The sequence below is a fragment of the Paraburkholderia acidiphila genome, from assembly GCF_009789655.1.
Classification (GTDB): Bacteria; Pseudomonadota; Gammaproteobacteria; order Burkholderiales; family Burkholderiaceae; genus Paraburkholderia; species Paraburkholderia acidiphila.
Genome location: NZ_CP046910.1, coordinates 956,231 through 977,344 on the forward strand (window position 1 = coordinate 956,231; position 21,114 = coordinate 977,344).

Genomic DNA, 21,114 nt, shown 5'->3' on the forward strand with positions numbered 1-21,114 from the left:
GGGCATGGCGTATCCGTCATGAGGCTCATGGCCTATACGTAACACGCGTAGTGACGCCTGACCTTGCGCCATGTCGACGGTTGCACGACGTTGAATCGAATGGCACTGAAGGTTGTGCCTATCGTTGAACGCGTCACGTTCACGGATGGCGTGATGCGCACCCTCTGGCTTGCCGCCTACGCAGCGAAGTCTTTTCCGGTGGAGTGCGGGGTGCATGAAGCCGAGGCGCTGCAGCGCCTCGCTGGCTCAGCGTCGCCGAACTCATCCCGCCACATCTGGCATGAGCCTGGAAACGACGCGGCAACTTTAGTGGGCGAGCGCCCACATGAGCGACACGGAGAAGGCGCCCACCACGATGGACGCACAACGCTGGAAAAACGCCGGACGAATGAACGGCGCACGCCCATTGCGCGGCGCGGCGCCAAAGGCGATCCACGTCATGCCGATGGGGACCAGCAAGACCGCAAAGATCGCCATGGCCTGGAGCCAAGTCATGACGCTCGCGAATGCCGCGGGCGGAAAAATCGAGCCTGCGAACAAAATGGCCTTGGGATTGAGCACCGTAGCGCCGAACAGCGTGCGCGTGCTGACCACGCCCTGTGCGGACGATTCAATCGAGTTTGCCGTGAACCAAAGACGCAAGGCGAGCCACGCGAGATAAAGGCTGCTGGCCACGCGCAAAACGATGGGCAGCCAGCTCAACGAACGCGACGCGTGGGTGAAGCACAGCCCCCAGAGGGTAATCGACACCAGGTAGCCGGCCAGTTCGGCGGCGGTCAGATGCGCGGAGCGCCGCAGACCTTGCCTCAAACCGGCGGCGGCGAGCAGGGTGTTCGTCGGCCCCGGCATGAGCAGCACGATCGCGCAGCCCGAGACCATTAGCCCGATGGTGGAAAGGGAAAGCATGAAAGGGCGACTGGAAGAATAAGCGTCCGGATGACTGGAAGCTGAGGAATGGCAGCCAATGACTGAAACTGGCCCGTGGTGCCCGCATTCTACGGCTTACGCATCGCAGATGCCTATTTCCGCCGGGTGCCTGGCGCTAAACCGTTGTCGGGATTCGTCCTGCCGAGCGAGGCACTGCTTTGGGCAAATGCGAGCTTTCATCGCGGGCTTAAATCATTGATTTGTATGTATTTATTGATGCACAACAAATCATTTCGAATTATTTCGCGACTCACCCTAAATAATTCGGGAACCACGCCGTTAAAGTACGCACGAGAACTTTGCCCAGAGCATTTAGGGGCGGAGGAAAAATAAACATGCGCCGTTCGGGGCCGAGAGCCCGCACGCCGCGGCCGTGGACACCGTCAACCCGTTATGCCCGATTTATCGTGGACCATGCCCGTGGCGCATTGGTCCTTCTGGTCTTCCCCATCGGAAAGTTTGCCTGAGGTTGCGTTCGTCGATCCGATGATGCGTCGCCGCCTGAGCGCGCTTTCGCGCATGGCGCTGAAGGTGGCGGGCGACTGCGTCGGTGCGCAAACCCGGGCACGCGTGGTCTTCGCTTCGCGCCATGGCGAGTTGCGCCGCACGACGGACATTCTGAGCGATATCGAGGCAAACAAGCCCGTTTCGCCTAACGCGTTCAGCCTTTCCGTGCTCAACGCGATGACGGGGTTGTTCGGTATCGTGCGGGGCGACCGCTCGCCGGCTACGGCCCTCTCGGCAGGCCCGCAAACGCTGGGCTACGCGCTGCTCGAAGGCCATGCCCTGCATGCGGAAGACCCCGGCAGCCCGGTGTTGATCGTCTACGCCGACGAGCCCGCTGACGCGCGCTACGGCGCGGTCGAACAGGAAGTGCAACGCGGTGCGTTCGCCTTGCTGCTCGACGCGAGCGTCGCATCGCAGGGCCGTCTTGCGTGCTCCGTCACAGAAGACAAGCCGGGCACGGCCGCGCAGGCACACGAACACGCACGCCAATTCGCTACGCAAAGCGAAGCGCTGCATCACTGCCTGAGCGAAGGTGAGCGCGCCGCGTGGCAGGGCAGCGGCGGCACATGGCAATGGAGCTGGCATGTCGGCTCGGCTTGATCACGGCTGGCGGCTCTTCGCCACCGGCTTCAGCTTCGCCTTGTTCGGCGCGTGCGGGCTGCTGTTCTCGCTGATCGTATTTCCGCTCGCGGCGCTCTGGCCGCATCGCGCTTCGCGGCAACGCGCGGTCACCACCGTCATTCACTGGTTTTTCCGCGCGCTCGTGGCCGCCCTGCAGCGCGCGGGCGTCATGACGCTCGACGTGTCCGGCGCGAACATGCTGCGCTCGGGTGCGCCCGCCATCGTTGTGGCGAACCATCCCACTTACCTCGACGTGGTGGTGCTGCTCGCGCTCACGCCCGCCGCCTGTTGCGTCGTGAAGAACGCGCACTGGCGCAACCCGTGCTTCTGGGGCATCGTGCGGGCCGCCGAATACGTGAGCAACGCCGATCCCGCGGGCTTCGTGCAGGACTGCGCGCGCCAGCTCGCGAACGGCTACAGCATGATCATTTTTCCCGAAGGCTCGCGCAGCCCGGCGCCGAATCGCCTGCACGCGTTCTCGCGCGGCTTCGCCCATACGGCGCTGGAGGCTGGCGCGCCGGTGCTGCCCGTGCTCATGCACTGCGATCCGCCCGCCTTCACCAAGCAGATGCGCTGGTACCACGTTCCGCAGCGACCCTTCCGCATTACGGTGAACGTGCTGGCGCCCATCGGCGTCCAGCCGCTCGCGCCGCGCGACATGCCTTCCGCACTCGCCGCGCGCAACGTCACGCGCACTATCGAGGCGCAAATCACACAGCACCTGTTTGACTATGGATACTTTAAAACTGGAAATTAAGCGGCTCTTGATCGAGGCGCTCGATCTCGAACATCTCACGCCCGCCGATATCGACGACGACGCGCCGCTGTTCGACACCGACGGTGTGGGCCTCGACTCGATCGACGCGCTGGAGATCGGCATCGTGCTGCGCCAGCACTATCAACTGACCATCAACGCCGACGACGAAAACGTGCACGGCTACTTTCGGTCGATCAACACGCTCGCGGCGCTCGTCGCGGGCCATGCAAACGAAAACGCGGCGCTGGAAGCCACTGCAGGGAAGGGGGATTGAATCATGAGCGAAGCTGAAATTCTCGACCGTATCCGCGAGATCTTCCACGAAAACTTCGACATCGATCCGGCGCGCGTGACGCCGGAGGCGCACCTGTTCGAGGAACTGGATCTGGACAGCATCGACGCCGTCGATCTGGCGATCAAACTGCAGGAAATGACGGGCCGCCGCATCAAGCCGGAAGAGTTCAAGCAGGTGCGCACGGTGGGCGACGTGATCGCCGCGGTCGAGTCGCTGCTCGTCACCCAGGCTTGAGGCCATTCGTGACGGTGCTTCGCGGGCACGGCTCGGCTGGGCCTGCCGGTGCGGGTGAGAGCGGCATGGCGGACGACGGCGCAAGCGGGCGGTCCCGCAGCAAGTGGCGGCTGCTTGCCGGTCTCGCCTACCCGGTCGTGATTCTCTGCGCGTGGCGCTGGGATTCGCCGCGCTTCGTGGGCTTGCTGCTGCTCGTGCTGCTGTGGATGCAGCGCGTGGCCGGCACGGGCGCGCTCGCCGCAACCCTGCGCAAGCTCACGCCGGTGGACTGGGCCGTGGCCGTCATGCTCAATGTCGCTTCGGTGGCCATTGTCCTCACCAATAGCGAACGGCTCATGCGCCTGTATCCTTCGCTCGTGAATCTCGGGCTGCTCGTCGCATTCGGCGCGACCCTCGTGAAGGGGCCGTCGATGATCGAAAAGTTCGCACGTCTGACTTATGCCGATCCGCCCGCGCACATCGTGCGTTATACGCGCCGCGTCACGCAGCTTTGGTGTGGATTTTTCGCGGTGAACAGCGTGTTTTCCGCATGGACGGCGCTCGCGTGGCCCGCCCGTGCCTGGTCGCTCTACAACGGCGCAATCGCCTACGGGATCATCGGCGCGCTGCTGGCTGGCGAGTTCGCCTGGCGCAAATGGATCATGCTGCCGCGTGCTGCGCGACGGGAGGCGGTGTGATCGCATTGCACGAGCTTCTTACGGCGCGTTGCCGCGATCCACGCAGCGTGATTTGCGTCGATGGGGCGACCGCGACGGACTTCGATACGTTCCGTGCGCATGCGCTGGGCATTGCCGCGCGCATGCGCATGCGGCCAGGTCTGCGCTTCGTGCTGTGGAGCGACGAACCGTATGTGTTCGCCTGCACTTTGTTCGGACTGCTTGCGGCGCGAAAGGTACCCGTGATTCCGGCGAACGCGACGCCCGGGTATCTCGCCGAACTGAGCGACGCGTACGACGCGGTGCTCGACGAAAGCGAACTTGCCGCGTGGTGCGCCGACGTCCCGCCTGTTCAATCCGTCGATTCCGAGCACGGCGCGGCGATCGACGCGCACGCCTTGCTCACGCTTTTCACATCAGGCAGCAGCGGCACGCCGAAGCCCGTCCACAAGACACTCGCGCAGTTCGACGCGGAGGTGCATACGCTGGAAGCCGCTTGGGGCACGCTTCTGGGCGACGCCGCGGTGCTTGCGAGCGTGCCGCATCACCACATTTACGGACTGCTGTTCCGCGTGTTCTGGCCGCTGGCCGCGGGACGGCCATTCGCCCGCGCGACGTGCGCCGATCCGGCGCAACTGCAGGCGCGTATCACCGAGTGTGCGGCGCAATGCGGCGCGACGGTCGTCGTCTCGACGCCTGCGCAGCTCTCGCGCTGGCCCGATCTGCCGGGGTTCGCCACGCTCAGTCCGCAGCCGCGCGCGTTCTTCTCGTCGGGCGGCCCGCTGCCGCTCGACACCGCGAAGCAATATGCCGCCACGTTCGGCGCCGCGCCGCTGGAGATCTACGGCAGCACGGAGACGGGCGGCATCGCCTGGCGCAGACAAAACGAAGCGCAAGCGTGGACCCCCATGCCTGGCATCGCCGTGCGCGCGGGTGCGGTGGAAGAGGGCGGCGCGCTCGAAGTGCGCTCCCCGCACCTGGGCGACGACGAATGGCATCGCACCGACGACAAGGCCGCCTTCGACGAGCATGGCCGCTTCGTGCTGCAAGGGCGTCTGGACCGTGTGGTCAAGCTCGCCGGCAAGCGCGTGTCGCTCAACGAGATGGAGAGCAAGCTGCTGCTGCATCCCGGCGTTGCCGAAGTGAGAACCGTGCTGCTCGAAGGCGGGCCGCGCGAGCGCATTGGCGCGCTCGTCGTGCTCTCCGCCGACGGCCGCGAAACGCTGCGCCGCGAGGGCCGCGTGCTGCTCCTGAAAGCGTTGCGCCGCCACCTCGCCGCGTGGTTCGACGCGGTCGTGCTGCCGCGCCACTGGCGCATTCATCGCGCGCTGCCGGTCGACTCGCGGGGCAAGATTCAGGCGCGAGCGGTCGCCCACGCGTTCGCCGCAAGCGAGGAAGGATTCGAGTTGCTCGCGGAGTGGGACGACGCAGAAGGGCGCGCCTTCGAGTTGCGCGTACCGCATACGCTCGTCCATTTCGCGGGCCACTTTCCAGGCCTGCCGATTCTGCCGGGCGTCGTGCAGGTGGACTGGGCGATGCGCTTCGCGCGCGAGTGGGTGCCCGGCGTGCGCGCGCTCGCCTCGGTCGATCAACTGAAATTCACCATGCCGGTGCCGCCGGGCGCGCTGCTCAAGCTCGTGCTCAAGCACGATGCGGCGCGCCGCCGCGTCGCGTTCGCGTGGCGGGCCGGCGAGCGCGACTGCGCATCCGGCGCCTTCGTGTACAGGGAGCCCGCATGACCCTCGCGGCCTGTATCGTCATTCCGATCTACAACCACAAGGACGCGATTGGCAGCACCGTGGCGAACCTGATCGTCCACGGCCTGCCGCTCATCGTCGTGGACGACGGCAGCGACGAAGCCACCCAGCAGGTGCTGGCGGACCTCGCGCGCCGTTACGCCAGCCAACTCACGCTGCTGCGCCTCCCGGCGAACGGCGGCAAGGGCGCGGCGGTGATGGCGGGGCTGCGCGCCGCGCGCGATGTGGGCTATACACACGCGCTGCAGATCGACGCCGACGGCCAGCACGACGCGGCTGATGTCCCGCGCTTTCTCGCCGCCGCGCAGGCGAACCCGCGCGCGGTCGTGATCGGCCAGCCCGTGTACGACGAGAGCGTGCCGAAATCGCGCCTCTACGGGCGCTATCTGACCCACGTGTGGGTCTGGATCGAGACGCTCTCGTTCACGATCCGCGATTCGATGTGCGGCTTCCGCCTCTATCCGCTCGACCTGGCCTGCGCGCTGATCGACAGCGTGAAGCTGCCCGAGCGCATGGACTTCGACATCGAGATTCTCGTGCGTCTGCACTGGCGGCGCGTGGCGTTCGTCTCCATCCCGACCGCCGTGACCTACGCGGCCGATGGCGTGTCGCATTTCGACGTGCTGTGGGATAACGTGCGCATCAGCCGCAGCCATACGCGGCTCGTCGCGGGCATGCTCGCGCGCCTGCCGCTGCTGCTCGCGCACAAGGTGCTGCCGCGCCGCGCGCAGGCGGGCGACGGCAACGACGTGTGGTGGCGCACGGCCGAACGCGGCAGCCGGCTCGGCATGGCATTGCTCGCCTGGAGTTGCGGCCTGTTCGGGCGGCGCTTCACCGCGCTCTGGCTGCACCCCATCGTCGCTTACTTTCTGCTCACGGGGCGCCCAGCGCGCGAAGCCTCGCGGCGCTATTTCGACCGCCTGCAGCAGTGCTCGCCACAACGCGAGACGCCGCGCCCCGGCTGGTTCACGGCGTACCGCCACATGCTCTCGTTCGCGCAATCGGGCTTCGACAAGCTGGCCGCGTGGACGGGCCGCGTCGATCAAACCGATGTTGAGATCGACGACCCGCGCGCGCTCGACGCGCTGCTGGCGAGCGGCCGCGGCGCGCTCGTGATCGGCTCGCACCACGGCAACCTCGAAATGGCGCGGGCGCTGGCCGTGCGCGGCGCGCAAACGAAGGTGACGGCCATCGTCTATACAGAGCACGCTAAACGCTTCAACAGCGTGCTGGCTTCGGCCCATCACGATTTCGCGCAGCATCTCGTGCCGGTGAGCGACTTCGGCCCGCAAACGGCGCTGATGATGCAAGAGCGCATCGAGCGCGGCGAGTTGCTCGTGATCGTCGGCGACCGCACGCCTGCGCGCGAAACCGGCCGTACCACCGAGGCGCAGTTCCTCGGCGAGACCGCCGCGTTTGCCCAGGGGCCCTATGTGCTGGCGCATGCGCTCGCGTGCCCCGTTTATCTCTTGTTCTGCCTGAAAGAGCGCGCGGGCTACCGGCTCTACTTCGAGCCGTTTGCCGAACGCATCGATCTGCCGCGCCGTGGCCGCGCCGAGCATATCGCGGCATGGGCGCAGCGCTTTGCGTCGCGCCTCGAACACTATTGCCGCAAGGCGCCTTACCAATGGTTCAACTTCTACGATTTCTGGGCGCGCCCCAGTGGGGGAGCGAATGGCCGAGACTGACCTGAAGGATGCCCAAGTCAAAGCGGATGCCGTGGTCTTCGGCGGCCGTCATCTGACGATCGAGGACGTCGTGGCGGTCGCGCGTGGCGGCGCCGCCGTGCGCCTGAACGACGACCCTGCCTGGCGCGAGCGCATCGCGCGCGGCGCGGCGTTCCTGCGCCGGCATCTCGAAGCGGGTGCGACCGTGTACGGCGTCAATACGGGCTACGGCGACGCCTGCGTCGTCGACGTGCCGATGGCGCTCGTCGAAGCGCTGCCGTTGCAGCTCACGCGCTATCACGGCTGCGGCATGGGCGAGTATCTGGACGACGCCTCGGCGCTCGCCGTGATCGCCGCACGCCTGAATTCGCTGGCCTTCGGGCTCTCGGGCGTGCGTCCGGTGCTGCTCGAACGCCTCGCCGATCTCATCAATCATCGCGTGCTGCCGCGTATTCCGGCCGAAGGGTCGGTCGGCGCAAGCGGCGACCTCACGCCGCTTTCGTATGTCGCGGCGGCGCTGGTCGGCGAGCGCAGCGTGCAGTTTCGCGGCGCGCCGTGCGAGGCGCGCGACGCGTGGCTCGCGCTGGGCCGCGAACCGCTCACGCTCGCGCCCAAGGAAGGCCTTGCGCTGATGAACGGCACGGCGGTCATGACGGGCCTTGCCTGCCTCGCGTTCACGCGCGCGGCGCAGCTCACACGGCTCGCGGCGCGCCTCACCGCGCTCGCGACGGTGGCGCTGGACGGACGCGCCGCGCATTTCGATGCGTTCATCTTCGATGCCAAGCCGCATGCCGGGCAGGGCGAGGCGGCGGCCTGGATCCGCGCAGACCTGGCAGGCCGTCCCGATACGCCGGGCCACCGGCTGCAGGACCGCTATTCGATTCGCTGCGCGCCGCATGTGATCGGCGTGGCGAACGACGCGCTCACGTGGATGCGACGCGACATCGAGAACGAACTGAACAGCGCCAACGACAACCCGCTGATCGACCCCGACGGCGAGCGCGTGCTGCACGGCGGCAACTTCTACGGCGGCCATATCGCGTTCGCCATGGATGGCCTCAAGACGGCCGTGGCGAATCTTGCCGACCTGATGGACCGGCAACTCGCCTTGCTCGTCGACGACAAGTTCAACAACGGCCTGCCGCGCAACCTCACGGGCGCGACGAGCGCGCGTGCGCCGATCAATCACGGCTTCAAGGCCGTGCAGATTTCGTCGTCGGCGTGGACGGCGGAGGCGCTCAAGCACACGATGCCCGCGAGCGTGTTCTCGCGTTCGACCGAGGCGCACAACCAGGACAAGGTGAGCATGGGGACGATCGCCGCGCGCGACTGCTTGCGCGTGCTGCAACTCACCGAGCAGGTCGCGGCGGCGCATGCGCTCGCCACCGTGCAGGCCGCGCGTCTGCGGCTGCGCGCCAACGCCGCGACGGTGATTCCCGAACCGCTTGCCGCGTTCATGGAAGAAGTTGCTGCGACGTCGCCCTTCGTCGATGAAGACCGCGCGCTCGAACACGAACTGCGCGCCATGACGGAGCGAATCGCAGCGGGCCTCCTGACGCGGACAACGGAGCGCAGGCCATGAGCGAATCGCGCAAGCCCGCGCCGGTGTTGAGCGCGAGCGCAAACGTGGAAGTGCCGTTCCATGACGTGGACGCGATGAACGTCTGCTGGCACGGTCACTACCTGAAGTACTTCGAATTCGGCCGCGCGGCGCTTTTGCGCAGGTTCGACTACGACTATCGCGAGATGCAGGCGTCGGGCTACGTGTGGCCCGTTGTCGAAGCGCATTTGAAGTATGTGCGGCCCGCGGTGTACGGGCAGCAGCTCGAGGTGTGCGCACATCTGCTCGAATACGAAAACCGCCTGAAAATCGGCTACGAAATCTACGACCGCGATTCGCGCACGCGGCTCACGAAGGGCTACACGATTCAGGTCGCCGTGAATGCCGCCACGCAGGAGCTGCAGTTCGTCTCGCCGCCTGTCGTGCTCGAAAAGCTGGGGCGTGCATGGGCGCGTTGAAACGATGCGCGGCAGCCGCCGCAGTGATTGCGCTTCAGTCGATGTGCGTTCCCGCGCAGGCCGCAACGGCACCCACGAACGCGAGCGCCAGCGACGCGGCGCTCGTCTCGCAGATCGCGTCCCGTCTCGCGCGCGCAAACGGCGTGCGTTCGCATTTCACGCAAACGCAGACGCTTGCCGCAATGAAAGCGCCGCTCGTGAGCACGGGCTCGCTGCTGTTCTATCGCGAGCGCGGCGTGATCTGGCAGGTCGAGACGCCGTACAGGAAAACGTGGATCATGCGCGACGACGGGATCACCGTGATCGATGCGGCGGGTCAGCGCACCCGGGGCGGCGGCGCGCAAGGCGCACGCGGCGCGGCGGAGATCGCGAAGATGATGCGGGCCATGCTGGGCGGCGACCTGAGCGGCCTGTACTCGCAATTCGACGTAGAAGCGCGCGGCACGCCTGCCCAATGGCAGATGCGCCTCGTGCCGCGCCAGCCGCAGATCGCGCAGGCGCTGCGCGGCATCGAAATGGAAGGCGGCGACTTCCTGCACAGCTTGCGCATCACGCTCGCCAACGGCGACGTCACGCAGTACGAATTCAGCGGCAGCGCGCAAGTGTCCGTGCTCGCGCCCGCCGATGAAAAGCTGTTCGGAACGCCGTAGTGAGCGCCTCCGAGCTTCGCACCGGAACGCCCTGGTGGCGGCAGTGGGCGCTGCGTGCCGCGTGGCTGCTGCTCGCGCTCGCAGCGGCGCTGTATTGCGCCTGGCGCTTCGCGGGGCCGACGCCCTTGCAGACGAACCTGCTCGCGCTCCTGCCCGCGACCGAGGCCGACCCCGTCGCCGAAGAGGCCGTGGACCAGCTCGCGGGCGCGCTGGGCAACCGCGCCGTGCTGCTCGTGTCGAGCCAGGACGCGGCGCACGCGAAAGCGGCGGCGGGGCAACTGGGCGCGGTGCTGAACGCGAGTCACGCGTTCGCTTCGGTTACCGCGCAAGTCCCGCCGTTCGACCTTGGCCGTATCACACGCTTTTACCTGCCGTACCGCTTCGGGCTGCTCACGGCGGAAGACCGCGCGGTGGCTGGCGGGAGCGCCGAGACGCTGCGCGGTGCGCTCGCAGAGCGCCTCTATGGATTGCCGAACGCGGGTCTCGCCACGCCACTCGCCGACGATCCCTTCGGCTGGCTTCAGCACTGGCTGGCGGGGCTGCCGCTGGCGGCATCGAATCTCACCGTCGAGGACGGCTTCCTCGTTGCGCATCGCGCCAACACCACAAGCGTGCTCGTAATCGGCACGCTGCCGGGGTCCGCCTACGAATCCGAGGTTCAGCGCGGCGTGCTGCTTGCCGTCGCACACGGCGAAACGGCGCTCAAGGCTTCGTGGCCCGATGTCAGCGTCGCGCGCACGGGCGCCGTGTTCTATGCCGAGTCCGCACGGCGCGCTTCGGAGCGCGACGTACACGTGATCGGCATCGTTTCGGCGGTCGGCATTGCGCTGCTCATGCTGTGGATCTTCCGCTCGCCGTGGCTCATCTTGCTGGGCTTCGTTTCCACCGCGCTCGGCGTCGTGTGCGCGCTGGCGGCGACGATGCTCGTCTTCGGCAAGCTCCATCTGCTTACGCTCGTCTTCGGCGCGAGCCTGATCGGCGAGGCGGTCGATTACTCCATTCAGTACTTCGTCGTCTACCTGGGCGCGCGCCACGGTTGGGATTCGCGGCGCGGCGCGCGGGAAGTGCTGCCCGCGCTCACGGTGGCGCTCAGCACGAGCCTGCTTGGCTACGCCATCCTCACGTTCGCGCCGTTTCCCGCGCTCAGGCAGATTGCGTGCTTTGCCATTGTCGGCATCTTTACCGCGTTCGCCTCCGTCATCTGGCTGCTGCCGAGTCTCATGACCCAGCCCGCGCGGCGCAGTCCGAAGACGCTCTTCGCGGTCGCCGCTGCGTCGCTCGCGAAATGGCAAGCGCTGATCGGCGGACGGCGTGCGTGGGGCGTGGCGCTCGTGCTGGTGATTCTCGCCGTGCCGGGCTGGCTGCAACTGCGCAGCGACGACGACATTCATCTGCTGATCCAGCGGGACCCGGCGCTTGTCGCGCAAGAGCGTGTGGTGTCTGAAGCGGTGGGGGCCGACAACAGCGCGCAGTTCTTCGTCGTGCGCGGCGCGTCGCCTGAAGCCGTGCTTCAGCGCACCGAGACGCTGTGCAAGCGGCTCGGCGCGCTAACGGGCGCGTCCGCGCTGAGCGGCTGGCAGTCGGTGACGTCGTTCGTGCCGTCCGAAGCGCGGCAGCGCGCCGATCGTGCGCTGCTCGGCGCGCACGTGTTCGCCGATCCCGCCGCCTTGCGCGCGCTGCTCGGCGCAGCGGGCTTTCGTGACGACGTCGCGCAAACGTGGCTCGATGCCTGGGCGCATTCGGGGGCTTCCGTACTGCACGTGGACGATTGGCTCGCGCAACTGTGGTCGCAGCCGTTCCGCCATTTGTGGCTCGGGCGCTCCGTGAGCACACCCGGCGCGTTTGCGGCGATCGTGATTCCGCAGGGCGTGTCGGCTGCGAACGAGCCCGCGCTGCTCGACGTCGCGCATGCGTCGCCCGGCGTGAGCTTCGTCGATAAGGCGGCGAGCGTGTCGCGGCTCTTTGGCGTGTACCGGCAGGACGGCGCGATCTGGCTCGCGGGCGCGCTGACGCTTGTGCTCGCGCTGCTGACGTTCCGCTACGGCTGGCGCGGCGCCATCGCGGTCGCGCTGCCGGTGTGGCTCGCCATCGGCGTCACGCTCGCGGCGTTCGGCTATGCGCACGTGCGCATCAATCTCTTCAACCTGCTGGCGCTGATGCTCGTGCTCGGCGTGGGCGCGAACTACGCCGTCTTTCTGCGCGAAGGCGCGGCGCGCGCGTTCGCCGATCGCGGCGCGGTCTGGACCGGCGTGCTGCTTTCCGCCGCGACCACGTTGCTCTCGTTCGGCATGCTCGGCATGAGTTCGATGCCCGCGCTCAAGAGCTTCGGCGCAACGTTGTCGCTCGGCATCATGGTGTCCGTCATGCTCGCGCCTATCGGGATTCCCTCGGGGATTCCCTCGGACATGCACAAGAATCAACGGAGAAAGGCGTAATGGCGCTCCCTGTCTATCTGCACGCGCTCGGCATGGTCAACGCACTCGGCGACGACGTGGCGTCGATCGTCGCCGCACTCGCGCGCGGCGAGGCGCCCGGCATGGGGCCGATCGCGACACGCACCGGCACCGCCTTCGCGGGCAGCGTGAAAGCGCCGCTCGACGTTGCGCCGCCTGCACCGCTCGCGCACTACGATTGCCGCAACAACCGGCTTCTGATCGCCGCGCTGGCGCAAATCCGTCCCGCCATCGAAACGGCGCGCGAACGCTTTGGCGCGGGGCGTATCGGCGTCGTGCTGGGCACGAGCACGTCGGGCATCAGCGCGGCGGAAATAACGTTCACGCAGCCAGGCGCTTCTGGGAAGTTCGATTACCGCCAGATGGAAATCGGCACCGCCGCGCCGTTCGCCGCCGCGGCGCTCGATCTGCGCGGCCCGGCGTACACGATCTCAACGGCATGCACGTCGAGCGCCAAGGCCTTCGCTGCCGCGCGCCGTCTGTTGCGTGCGCAACTGTGCGACGCGGTCGTTGTGGGCGGCGTCGATTCGCTCTGTGAACTCACGTTGCAGGGCTTCGCCTCGCTCGAATCGACGAGCCCCGTGCGGACGAATCCAATGAGCGCGCAGCGCCGCGGCATCAACATCGGCGAAGGCGCGGCGGTGTTCCTGATGAGCCGCGAGGAAGGGCCGGTCATGCTCGCGGGCGCGGGCGAGTCGAGCGATGCTCACCATATTTCGGCGCCCGACCCGCAGGGCGCGGGCGGCGAACTCGCGCTGCGCGCGGCGCTCGCCGACGCCGGCATCGGCGCGACGCAGATCAGCTACGTCAACCTGCACGCAACGGCCACGATCAAGAATGATCAGATGGAAGCGCATCTCATGGCGCGCGTGTTTCCCGACGGCGTGGCCGCAAGCGGCACGAAGCCGCTTACGGGTCATACGCTCGGCGCGGCGGGCGCGACGGAACTGGGGCTCGCGTGGCTCACGCTCGCCCGCGACGACGTCGCGCTGCCGCGCCATCTGTGGGACGGGCAGGCCGACCCGGCGCTGCCCGCGCTCGACCTCATTCAGGACGTGCGCCATATGCCCCGCAGCGGTGCGCGCCAATACGTGATGAGCAATTCATTCGCGTTCGGCGGCAGCAACGCCTCACTCATACTCGGACGATGATCGAGGCCATGAATCCCGCTCTATCACCCATGACGGACGCGTTCCCGTCGATCGAAACCATCATCCCGCACCGCGGCACGATGCTGCTGCTCGATTCGGTCACCGCGTGCAGCGACGAATCGCTCACGGCCCTTGCGAGCGTGCGCGCCGACGCGTGGTACGCCGACGCGCACGGCGCGATGCCCGCATGGATCGGCATCGAACTGATGGCGCAGGCCATCGCGGCGCACGTAGGCCTGCTGTCGATGCGCGAAGGCAAGCCCGCGCGCCCGGGCGTGCTGCTAGGCACGCGGCGCTACGAGGCGGCGCAGCCGGCGTTCGCGAGCGGTGCGCCGCTTTGCGTCACGGTCAGCGAACTGTTGCGCAGCGAAGAAGGTCACGGCGCATACGGCTGCACCATCAAGAAGGATAACGAACTATTAGCGGAGGCCACCGTGAAGGTGTACCAGCCGCGTGATTTTCAGACTTTCATCGAGGAGAATTCCAGATCATGAGCCGGCGTGTTCTCGTCACCGGCGCGAGCCGCGGCATTGGTCGCGCGATCGCCTACCATCTCGCCGCCGACGGCTTTGCCGTCACGGTGCATTGCCGCACGGGCCGCAACGAAGCCGATGCCGTGACGGCCGGCATCGTCGCGCAGGGCGGCACGGCCAGCGTGCTCCAGTTCGACGTGCGCGACCGCGCCGCATGCCGCGCGGCGCTCGAAGAGGATGTCGCGGCGCACGGCGCGTACTACGGCATCGTCTGCTGCGCGGGCGTGACGCGCGACGCCGCGTTCCCCGCATTGACCGACGAAGACTGGGACATCGTGATCGAAACCGGCCTCGACGCGTTCTACAACGTCGTGCATCCGCTCGTCATGCCGATGGTGCGTGCGCGCAAGGGCGGCCGCATCGTGACGGTGGCCTCGGTGTCGGGCGTGACGGGCAATCGCGGCCAGGTGAACTACAGTGCGGCCAAGGCCGGACTGATCGGCGCGACGAAAGCGCTCGCGGTGGAACTGGCCACGCGCAACATCACGGTCAATAGCGTGGCGCCCGGGCTCGTCGATACCGGCATGCTCGACGACGTACCGCTCGAGCACGCGCTCAAGGCGGTGCCGATGAACCGCGTAGGGCAGCCCGCCGAAGTCGCGGCCGTGGTCGGCTTCCTGATGTCCGACGCGGCGTCTTATGTCACGCGCCAGGTGATCGGCGTCAACGGCGGGATGGTCTGATGAAACGTGTCGTCATCACCGGCATGGGCGGCGTGACCGCGCTCGGCGAGCAGTGGGATCAGGTCGAGGCCGTGCTCAAAAGCGGCGTCAACGCCGTGAAGCGCGTGCACGACTGGGACTATATCGAGTCACTGCATACGCGCCTGGCGTGCCCGCTGCCTTCGTTCAATACCCCTGACTATTATCCGCGCAAGAAGACGCGCTCGATGGGCCCGGTCTCACTCTACGCGGTACGCGCAAGCGAACACGCGCTGGCGGACGCGGGCCTGCTCGACGACCCGTCGATCAAGGACGGTCGCATGGGCGTGGCGTACGGTTCGTCCGCCGGTTCGGTGGAGCCGGTGCGCGCGTTCGGCAAGATGCTCGAAACGGGTTCGATGAGCGACGTGACGTCGAACAGCTACGTGCAGATGATGCCGCACACCACGGCCGTGAACGTCAGCCTCTTCTGGGACCTCAAGGGCCGCATCGTGCCGACGTCGTGCGCGTGTGCCTCGGGCAGCCAGGCGATTGGCTACGCGTACGAGATGATCGCGAACGGCAAGCAGTCGCTGATGCTCGCGGGCGGCGCCGAGGAACTCTCGGGGCCGGGCGTCGCGGTGTTCGACATGCTCTACGCCACGAGCACGCGCAACGACGCGCCGCAACTCACGCCGCGTCCGTTCGACGCCGCGCGTGACGGACTCGTGGTGGGCGAGGGCGCGGCGACGCTCGTGCTCGAGGAATACGAGCATGCCGTAGCGCGCGGCGCGCGCATTCATGCGGAAGTGGTGGGCTTCGGCTGCAATTCGGATGGCGCGCATATCACGCAGCCCACGGCGGCGACGATGGCGGTCGCCATGCGCCAGGCGCTGGCCGACGCGCAGTTGCTCCCCGAAGCGATCGCCTATGTGAACGCGCACGGCACCTCCACGGATCGCGGCGACGTGGCCGAAAGCCAGGCGACGGCGGAGACTTTCGGCGCGCGCATGCCGATCAGCTCGCTCAAGAGCTATATCGGTCATACGCTCGGCGCTTGTGGCGCGATCGAGGCCTGGTGGACGATCGAGATGATGAAGCGCAACTGGTACGCGCCCACGCTCAACCTGACCGAGGTCGATCCGGCCTGTGCGCCGCTCGACTACATCATGGGCGAGCCGCGCACGATAGACGCCGAGTACGTGATGAGCAATAACTTCGCGTTTGGCGGCGTGAACACGTCGCTGATCTTCGCGCGCTGGGTACCGTGAGCATGCAGACATCGCTAACAGCGAGCGGCTTGCGGCGCGTGGTCGTGACGGGCATGGGCATTGTCTCGTGCCTCGGCAATACGCTCGAGAGCGTCGCCGAACGGCTGCGTGACGGACGCGGCGGCATCACGCGCGTTCAGGCTTGGCGCGAACGCGGTTTCGCAAGCCAGGTGGCGGCGGTGGCTTCGGTAGAAGGCGCAGCGCCGTTCGAGCGCAAAGCCGAGCGCTTCATGGGAGACACGGCGCGCTTCGCCTGCCACGCCGCGCGCAGCGCCATCGCCGACGCGCAGCTCGACGGGCACGCGCTGCGCACGCCTCGGGCCGGCGCGGTGGTGGGCTCGGGCGTCGGCACGATGTCGGCTTATGACGTGGCGATGGAAAGCGCGAACGCGCGCGGTGTCGACCGCGTGCCGCCCTATACGGTGCCGCAGGCGATGAGCAGCACGACATCGGCGAATCTTGCGCACGTGTTCGGCATCGAGGGCGTGACGTACTCGCCTTCGTCGGCGTGCACGACTTCCGCGCTCGCCATCGGCCAGGCCATGCAGTTGATCCAGACGGGCCGCCAGGACATCGTGCTCGCGGGCGGCGCGGAAGGCTTGCACGACAACATGACGTTGATGTTCGACGCGATGGGGGCGCTCTCGCGCGGCTTCAACGACACGCCGGAGCGCGCGTCGAGACCCTATGACGCGCAGCGCGACGGTTTCGTGATCGGCTCGGGCGCCGGCATCCTCGTGCTCGAATCGCTCGCGCATGCGCAGGCGCGCAACGCGCGCATCTACGCGGAGCTGACCGGCTACGGCCACGGCACCGACGGCGCGCAGATGGTGGCGCCGCAGGCGGGGGGCATTGCGCGCGCCATGCGCGAGGCGCTGGCGGAGGCCGGCACCCGCCCGGACTACATCAACACCCACGCGCCTTCCACGCCCACGGGCGATATCGAGGAACTGCTCGCGCTGCGCGCCGTGTTTGGCGGCGACGTGCCCGCGTTCTCCTCGACGAAGGCGCTTAGCGGCCATCCGCTCGGCGCATGCGGCGCGCAAGAGGCGATTTACACCTTGCTGATGATGCGCGAGCGCTGGATTGCGGGCGCCGTGGGCATCGAAGCGCTCGATGCGGCCGCCGCGGGCATGCCGCTCGTGCGTGAAACGCGCGACGCGCGTATCGATACGGCGATGTCGATTTCATTCGGGTTCGGCGGCAGTTGCGCGAGCCTGGTCATTCGCGCCTGGAATGCAGTCTGAAGTTTCGGGCAACCCTGAAAATAATGAGGATTCCAATGAAAAAGACTTACCTCACGCTGAGCACGGCCGCCGTCGTCAGCATGACGCTGGCCGGTTGCGGGTCGCAGCGCCTCACACTGCCGATCCAGCCCGCCGCTTCGCTCTCGACGGTCAAAGCCGCGTCCAGCGCGGACACCGCCACGAAGATCGCTGTGTATTTCGGCGCGCAGCCGCACCCGGAAGTGGTGCGCCACGTGGGTGACGCCTCGCATTCCCTGCGCGTCGCCCGCGCGACCGACGGCGCCGAAGCCAGCTGCAACAAGGCGCTCGCCGCCGCCCTCGACAAGCTGCGCCTCGACGCCAGGAACAAGGGCGCCAACGCCGTCATCAACGTGACCACGCGCTTTCACGGCACCGAAACTGGATCGGCCACCGAATACACCTGTGGCGTGAGCCCGAGCGCGGCGGCCATTGCCGTCACGGGCGACCTCGTGGTGCTGCAAGCCAACTGAACCTAACGGAGAACAACAATGAAGAAACTGTGGATGTTCGCCGCGCTGTGCGCGGCCTTCGCGACGTCGCAAGCCGACGCACGCAACACGGTCGACACCTACGCCGTGGATGCCGCGCTCAAGAGCGAGCCGGGCAAGGTCAGCGACGATATCGCGCTGTACTTTGCGGGCCAGTCTCATCCGGCGGTGCAGAAAGCGCTGGGCCAGTTCTCCACGAACAAGAAGACGAATGCGTTCGGCAAGAGCGACGAAGCGGCCTGCCAGCACGTGTTCCTTTCGGCCGTGGCCGAGTTGCAGGAACGCGCGCGCAAGGAAGGCGGCAACGCCGTGATCAACATCAAGAGCAACTACAAGAACGAGTTGCGCGCGAGCGCCACGGAATTTACGTGCGGCGCGGGCGCGATGATCGCTGGTGTGGCGCTCGTTGGCGACGTGGTAACGCTCAAGGGCGGCAAGTAACCCGCGGCAGGCGGCGGGCCACCCGGCTCAAGCCGCCTTGACCGCGGCTACATTGACGAGCGTTTCGCGCCGCTTCCCAGGCTTCGGATGATGCAGGCCGAGGCGTTCGAAGAGACCGAAATCCGCCGCGCGGCTCCACCACAGATAGGGCAGCGAAACATTGCGCTCCGAAAAGCGGAAGCCCGCCGAGCGGATCATATCGAGGTAGCCGCTGGCGCTCTTCTGCACATGCATGGGGTGGCGGAACAGCAGACGGATCACCCACGAGCGGATATACGCCTCGGTGGATTCGGCGAACAGCAGCACGCCGCCGGGCTTCAGCACGCGGTGGAACTCCGCGAGCGCGCGTTCCTGCTCGACCAGATGATGGAAAGTCTGGTGGCAGAAGACGATGTCCGCGCTGGCCGAGGGCAACGGCAGGCTCGCACAGTCGCCGCGCAGCAATTCGAATGCGGTTTGCGTCTGCAATGTGTTTTGGCACGTGCGCGCGGCGCGCGCGGCCAGTTCGAGCGACGCCTCGTGATAATCGACCCCGACGATGCGGCGCGGGCGGAACGCCTCGGCCAGCAGACGGAACGACTTGCCCTGACCGCAGCCGACATCGACGATTTCAGGCGCGTCGGGCAGGGGCACGTCCACGAGGCGCTTGAGATCGTTGATTGCCACGCGCAGCACGTGGTGTTCCCACGTATGGGTGCGCAGAAACCAGATGCCAAAAGCCGTTTCCGGCACGAACGGCACATCATTTAATTCGGAAACCGACATATTTTTTTTATCCGTTGCGAATGCGGTCGTGAACGAGAATGGGGATTGTAAATGCAAGGGCGGCGCAAGGGGTGTCAGAATCACTGTTTCGCGCAGCGCAGTGCGCTTGCATTGGGCATACAGACGTAACAGGACGTGACAGAACGTAACAGCGCGTCAGGAAGCAGAGAAGGGATAAAGACTATGGAAAAGAGCATCGCAGAAGCAGTTGTGACCCCATCCGCGCGACGCGAAACCGTCGACGTGGCGATCATCGGCGCGGGCCCCTCGGGCGCGGTGGCGGCCGCCCTGTTGCGCAAGGCCGGGCGTTCGGTGCTTGTGCTCGAGCGCCAGCATTTCCCGCGCTTCTCGATCGGCGAGAGCCTCCTGCCGCAAAGCATGGCGTACCTCGAAGAGGCCGGCATGTTGCAGGCGGTCGTGGAGGCGGGCTTTCAGTACAAGAACGGCGCGCATTTCGTCTGGCGCGATCAGGCGACGGCTTACGACTTTCGTGACAAGCATTCGGCGGGTTGGGGCACGACGTACCAGGTGGAGCGCGCGAAGTTCGACGAGCTGCTGATCAACTGTGCCGCGCAGCAGGGCGCCGAAGTGCGCTTCGGCCACACCGTGGTCGCGATGCGCACGGGCGACGCGCCGATGCTGGAAGTCGTCGACGAAAGCGAGGCGCGCTATGAAGTGCACGCGCGTTTCGTGCTCGATGCGAGCGGCTTTGGCCGTGTGCTGCCACGTCTGCTGAATCTGGAGGCCCCGACCGGTCTGCCCACGCGCGCAGCAATCTTCAGTCATGTGCGCGACGGCCTGGCGCTCGACGCCTTCGATCGCAACAAGATTTGCATCGCGACACACCCCGAGCACCGCGACGTGTGGTTCTGGATGATCCCGCTCGCGGGCGGCCGCTCGTCGGTTGGCTGTGTCGCGCATGCCGCGTTCCTCGACGTGTCCCCCGCGGAACGCGAGGCGCGGCTGCGCGCGCTCATTCGCGAGGAGCCGACCCTGAACCGCCTGATCGGCGACGCGCCGTTTCTCATGCCCGTGAATCAGATCGGCGGCTATTCGGCCAACGTCGAACGCTTGCACGGGCCGGGCTATGCGCTGCTCGGCAACGCCGGCGAGTTTCTCGATCCGGTGTTTTCTTCGGGCGTCACGATTGCGCTGCGTTCGGCGCATCTGGCCGTGAAGGTGGTCGAGCGCGCGCTCGGCGGCGCGGCGGTGGACTGGCAGGCCGAATACGACGTGCCGCTGCGCAAGGGCATCGACACGTTCCGCGCGTTCGTCGAGCGCTGGTACACGGGCGAACTGCAGGACATCATCTACTACCCGCGCCAGACGCCCTTGATCCGTCGGATGATTAGTTCAGTGCTCGCGGGTTATGCGTGGGACGAGAGCAATCCGTATGTGGCGGACCCGGTGCGCAGGCTCAATGTGCTGCACGAGGCGTGCATGCGTTCCATGTAGTGCGTGGTGATGGCCGCATGCTGGGTTGGCGCTTGCCGCGGGGCGCGAGGCCAACCCGGTTTCGCGGTCCGTTTCGCGGCCTCATTGACCCGGTGGACGCACCGCGCCTAGCTGGATCATCAAGCCGAGCGTGTCCATGATGAGGCGGGTTTCCTTGATCCTGTCTCCCTGAAAGCGGTCGATGACCATGCCCCACACCTTGACGGCGCGCCCTGTGGCGTCCACGCCGAGGAACGCTCCGTTATGCGTGCCAGTCCACTCGAAGCGCGTTAGCACACGGTCACCCTCGGCGAGTTGCTCCTCGACGCGCCAATGCAGGTCCGGGAACGCGGCTCGCATCCCGCGCACGACATCCTTGAGGCCCTCGATACCTGGGCCCTGGCCGGGAAACGGCGCCTGCTCGATCATGTCTTCCCAGAAGAACCGGTCCGCGGCGTCGAGTTGCCCACGATTCAGGACTTCTTCGATAAACGCGCAAACCAAACCGCTTTTCTCGTGCATGGGACGAAAACCTCCTGAGTAGCGAAGATGGGAAGGAGAGCCTGGTTGCTGCAGAGT

General features: G+C 66.8%; 22 protein-coding genes. 19 read left to right on the top strand and 3 right to left on the bottom strand.

Going from position 1 to position 21,114, the window contains the following annotated elements; genetic code table 11:
• Positions 1-306: 306 nt before the first annotated feature.
• Complete coding sequence (locus FAZ97_RS18865; protein ID WP_158759955.1) at positions 307-906, bottom strand: LysE family translocator; 600 nt, start codon at positions 904-906, stop codon at positions 307-309.
• A 414-nt stretch (positions 907-1,320) separates the two neighbouring features.
• Here FAZ97_RS18865 and FAZ97_RS18870 point away from each other — a divergent pair, with 414 nt between their 5' ends.
• The 18 genes from FAZ97_RS18870 to FAZ97_RS18955 all read left to right on the top strand — a co-directional run bounded on the left by FAZ97_RS18870 (position 1,321) and on the right by FAZ97_RS18955 (position 18,336).
• A complete protein-coding gene (locus FAZ97_RS18870; RefSeq protein WP_158759956.1) occupies positions 1,321-2,034 on the top strand; it encodes a beta-ketoacyl synthase chain length factor in 714 nt (237 codons plus the stop codon).
• Positions 2,018-2,812: a lysophospholipid acyltransferase family protein gene (locus FAZ97_RS18875; RefSeq protein WP_158759957.1), complete on the top strand. Its 795-nt coding sequence runs from the start codon at positions 2,018-2,020 to the stop codon at positions 2,810-2,812. The genes FAZ97_RS18870 and FAZ97_RS18875 overlap by 17 nt, the downstream gene beginning before the upstream one ends.
• A complete protein-coding gene (locus FAZ97_RS18880; RefSeq protein WP_158759958.1) occupies positions 2,787-3,086 on the top strand; it encodes a phosphopantetheine-binding protein in 300 nt (99 codons plus the stop codon). Before FAZ97_RS18875 ends, FAZ97_RS18880 begins: the two co-directional genes overlap by 26 nt.
• Before the next feature lie 3 nt (positions 3,087-3,089).
• Entirely contained in the window at positions 3,090-3,341 is a 252-nt protein-coding gene (locus FAZ97_RS18885; protein WP_158759959.1) for an acyl carrier protein, read from the top strand.
• A 65-nt stretch (positions 3,342-3,406) separates the two neighbouring features.
• On the top strand, positions 3,407-4,018 hold the full coding sequence (locus tag FAZ97_RS18890) for a COG4648 family protein (RefSeq protein WP_233271814.1): 612 nt from the start codon (positions 3,407-3,409) through the stop codon (positions 4,016-4,018).
• On the top strand, positions 4,015-5,736 hold the full coding sequence (locus FAZ97_RS18895; protein ID WP_233271789.1) for an AMP-binding protein: 1,722 nt from the start codon (positions 4,015-4,017) through the stop codon (positions 5,734-5,736). The genes FAZ97_RS18890 and FAZ97_RS18895 overlap by 4 nt, the downstream gene beginning before the upstream one ends.
• Positions 5,733-7,442, top strand: a complete 1,710-nt coding sequence (locus FAZ97_RS18900) for a glycosyltransferase family 2 protein (RefSeq protein ID WP_158759961.1) — start codon at positions 5,733-5,735, stop codon at positions 7,440-7,442. Before FAZ97_RS18895 ends, FAZ97_RS18900 begins: the two co-directional genes overlap by 4 nt.
• The gene (locus FAZ97_RS18905) at positions 7,429-9,003 is read left to right on the top strand and encodes an HAL/PAL/TAL family ammonia-lyase (protein WP_158759962.1); all 1,575 of its coding nucleotides are present in this window, start codon (positions 7,429-7,431) and stop codon (positions 9,001-9,003) included. The genes FAZ97_RS18900 and FAZ97_RS18905 overlap by 14 nt, the downstream gene beginning before the upstream one ends.
• Positions 9,000-9,440, top strand: coding sequence for an acyl-CoA thioesterase (locus tag FAZ97_RS18910; RefSeq protein WP_158759963.1), 441 nt, complete (start codon positions 9,000-9,002; stop codon positions 9,438-9,440). The genes FAZ97_RS18905 and FAZ97_RS18910 overlap by 4 nt, the downstream gene beginning before the upstream one ends.
• The gene (locus FAZ97_RS18915) at positions 9,428-10,090 is read left to right on the top strand and encodes a LolA family protein (protein WP_158759964.1); all 663 of its coding nucleotides are present in this window, start codon (positions 9,428-9,430) and stop codon (positions 10,088-10,090) included. Before FAZ97_RS18910 ends, FAZ97_RS18915 begins: the two co-directional genes overlap by 13 nt.
• Positions 10,090-12,525: an MMPL family transporter gene (locus FAZ97_RS18920; protein ID WP_199272152.1), complete on the top strand. Its 2,436-nt coding sequence runs from the start codon at positions 10,090-10,092 to the stop codon at positions 12,523-12,525. The genes FAZ97_RS18915 and FAZ97_RS18920 overlap by 1 nt, the downstream gene beginning before the upstream one ends.
• Entirely contained in the window at positions 12,525-13,694 is a 1,170-nt protein-coding gene (locus FAZ97_RS18925; protein ID WP_158759965.1) for a beta-ketoacyl-[acyl-carrier-protein] synthase family protein, read from the top strand. The genes FAZ97_RS18920 and FAZ97_RS18925 overlap by 1 nt, the downstream gene beginning before the upstream one ends.
• Before the next feature lie 8 nt (positions 13,695-13,702).
• The gene (locus FAZ97_RS18930; RefSeq protein ID WP_158759966.1) at positions 13,703-14,188 is read left to right on the top strand and encodes a hotdog family protein; all 486 of its coding nucleotides are present in this window, start codon (positions 13,703-13,705) and stop codon (positions 14,186-14,188) included.
• On the top strand, positions 14,185-14,910 hold the full coding sequence (locus FAZ97_RS18935) for a 3-ketoacyl-ACP reductase FabG2 (RefSeq protein ID WP_158759967.1): 726 nt from the start codon (positions 14,185-14,187) through the stop codon (positions 14,908-14,910). The genes FAZ97_RS18930 and FAZ97_RS18935 overlap by 4 nt, the downstream gene beginning before the upstream one ends.
• Positions 14,910-16,139, top strand: a complete 1,230-nt coding sequence (locus FAZ97_RS18940) for a beta-ketoacyl-ACP synthase (RefSeq protein ID WP_158759968.1) — start codon at positions 14,910-14,912, stop codon at positions 16,137-16,139. Before FAZ97_RS18935 ends, FAZ97_RS18940 begins: the two co-directional genes overlap by 1 nt.
• A 2-nt stretch (positions 16,140-16,141) precedes the next feature.
• Complete coding sequence (locus FAZ97_RS18945) at positions 16,142-17,386, top strand: beta-ketoacyl synthase N-terminal-like domain-containing protein (protein ID WP_158759969.1); 1,245 nt, start codon at positions 16,142-16,144, stop codon at positions 17,384-17,386.
• Positions 17,387-17,421: 35 nt separating this feature from the next.
• The gene (locus FAZ97_RS18950; protein WP_158759970.1) at positions 17,422-17,877 is read left to right on the top strand and encodes a signal peptidase; all 456 of its coding nucleotides are present in this window, start codon (positions 17,422-17,424) and stop codon (positions 17,875-17,877) included.
• 18 nt (positions 17,878-17,895) lie between these two features.
• Positions 17,896-18,336, top strand: a complete 441-nt coding sequence (locus FAZ97_RS18955) for a YbjQ family protein (protein ID WP_158759971.1) — start codon at positions 17,896-17,898, stop codon at positions 18,334-18,336.
• 27 nt (positions 18,337-18,363) lie between these two features.
• Here FAZ97_RS18955 and FAZ97_RS18960 read toward each other — a convergent pair whose 3' ends face one another.
• Complete coding sequence (locus tag FAZ97_RS18960; RefSeq protein WP_158759972.1) at positions 18,364-19,101, bottom strand: class I SAM-dependent methyltransferase; 738 nt, start codon at positions 19,099-19,101, stop codon at positions 18,364-18,366.
• 183 nt (positions 19,102-19,284) lie between these two features.
• Between FAZ97_RS18960 and FAZ97_RS18965 the strand changes: the two genes are divergently transcribed.
• Positions 19,285-20,556 (top strand): NAD(P)/FAD-dependent oxidoreductase, encoded by a 1,272-nt coding sequence (locus FAZ97_RS18965; protein WP_158759973.1) that lies wholly within the window; start codon positions 19,285-19,287, stop codon positions 20,554-20,556.
• 81 nt (positions 20,557-20,637) lie between these two features.
• On the opposite strand, the gene FAZ97_RS18970 is transcribed toward FAZ97_RS18965, so the two are convergent.
• On the bottom strand, positions 20,638-21,057 hold the full coding sequence (locus FAZ97_RS18970) for an ester cyclase (RefSeq protein ID WP_158759974.1): 420 nt from the start codon (positions 21,055-21,057) through the stop codon (positions 20,638-20,640).
• Between the last annotated feature and the right edge of the window lie 57 nt (positions 21,058-21,114).

Bases quoted from the DNA above. Each gene is read 5' to 3' on its own strand.
- FAZ97_RS18865 (WP_158759955.1), bottom strand. From the start codon at position 906: ATGCTTTCCCTTTCCACCATCGGGCTAATGGTCTCGGGCTGCGCGATC.
- FAZ97_RS18870 (WP_158759956.1), top strand. From the start codon at position 1,321: ATGCCCGATTTATCGTGGACCATGCCCGTGGCGCATTGGTCCTTCTGG.
- FAZ97_RS18875 (WP_158759957.1), top strand. From the start codon at position 2,018: ATGTCGGCTCGGCTTGATCACGGCTGGCGGCTCTTCGCCACCGGCTTC.
- FAZ97_RS18880 (WP_158759958.1), top strand. From the start codon at position 2,787: ATGGATACTTTAAAACTGGAAATTAAGCGGCTCTTGATCGAGGCGCTC.
- FAZ97_RS18885 (WP_158759959.1), top strand. From the start codon at position 3,090: ATGAGCGAAGCTGAAATTCTCGACCGTATCCGCGAGATCTTCCACGAA.
- FAZ97_RS18890 (WP_233271814.1), top strand. From the start codon at position 3,407: ATGGCGGACGACGGCGCAAGCGGGCGGTCCCGCAGCAAGTGGCGGCTG.
- FAZ97_RS18900 (WP_158759961.1), top strand. From the start codon at position 5,733: ATGACCCTCGCGGCCTGTATCGTCATTCCGATCTACAACCACAAGGAC.
- FAZ97_RS18905 (WP_158759962.1), top strand. From the start codon at position 7,429: ATGGCCGAGACTGACCTGAAGGATGCCCAAGTCAAAGCGGATGCCGTG.
- FAZ97_RS18910 (WP_158759963.1), top strand. From the start codon at position 9,000: ATGAGCGAATCGCGCAAGCCCGCGCCGGTGTTGAGCGCGAGCGCAAAC.
- FAZ97_RS18915 (WP_158759964.1), top strand. From the start codon at position 9,428: ATGGGCGCGTTGAAACGATGCGCGGCAGCCGCCGCAGTGATTGCGCTT.
- FAZ97_RS18925 (WP_158759965.1), top strand. From the start codon at position 12,525: ATGGCGCTCCCTGTCTATCTGCACGCGCTCGGCATGGTCAACGCACTC.
- FAZ97_RS18930 (WP_158759966.1), top strand. From the start codon at position 13,703: ATGAATCCCGCTCTATCACCCATGACGGACGCGTTCCCGTCGATCGAA.
- FAZ97_RS18935 (WP_158759967.1), top strand. From the start codon at position 14,185: ATGAGCCGGCGTGTTCTCGTCACCGGCGCGAGCCGCGGCATTGGTCGC.
- FAZ97_RS18940 (WP_158759968.1), top strand. From the start codon at position 14,910: ATGAAACGTGTCGTCATCACCGGCATGGGCGGCGTGACCGCGCTCGGC.
- FAZ97_RS18945 (WP_158759969.1), top strand. From the start codon at position 16,142: ATGCAGACATCGCTAACAGCGAGCGGCTTGCGGCGCGTGGTCGTGACG.
- FAZ97_RS18950 (WP_158759970.1), top strand. From the start codon at position 17,422: ATGAAAAAGACTTACCTCACGCTGAGCACGGCCGCCGTCGTCAGCATG.
- FAZ97_RS18955 (WP_158759971.1), top strand. From the start codon at position 17,896: ATGAAGAAACTGTGGATGTTCGCCGCGCTGTGCGCGGCCTTCGCGACG.
- FAZ97_RS18960 (WP_158759972.1), bottom strand. From the start codon at position 19,101: ATGTCGGTTTCCGAATTAAATGATGTGCCGTTCGTGCCGGAAACGGCT.
- FAZ97_RS18965 (WP_158759973.1), top strand. From the start codon at position 19,285: ATGGAAAAGAGCATCGCAGAAGCAGTTGTGACCCCATCCGCGCGACGC.
- FAZ97_RS18970 (WP_158759974.1), bottom strand. From the start codon at position 21,057: ATGCACGAGAAAAGCGGTTTGGTTTGCGCGTTTATCGAAGAAGTCCTG.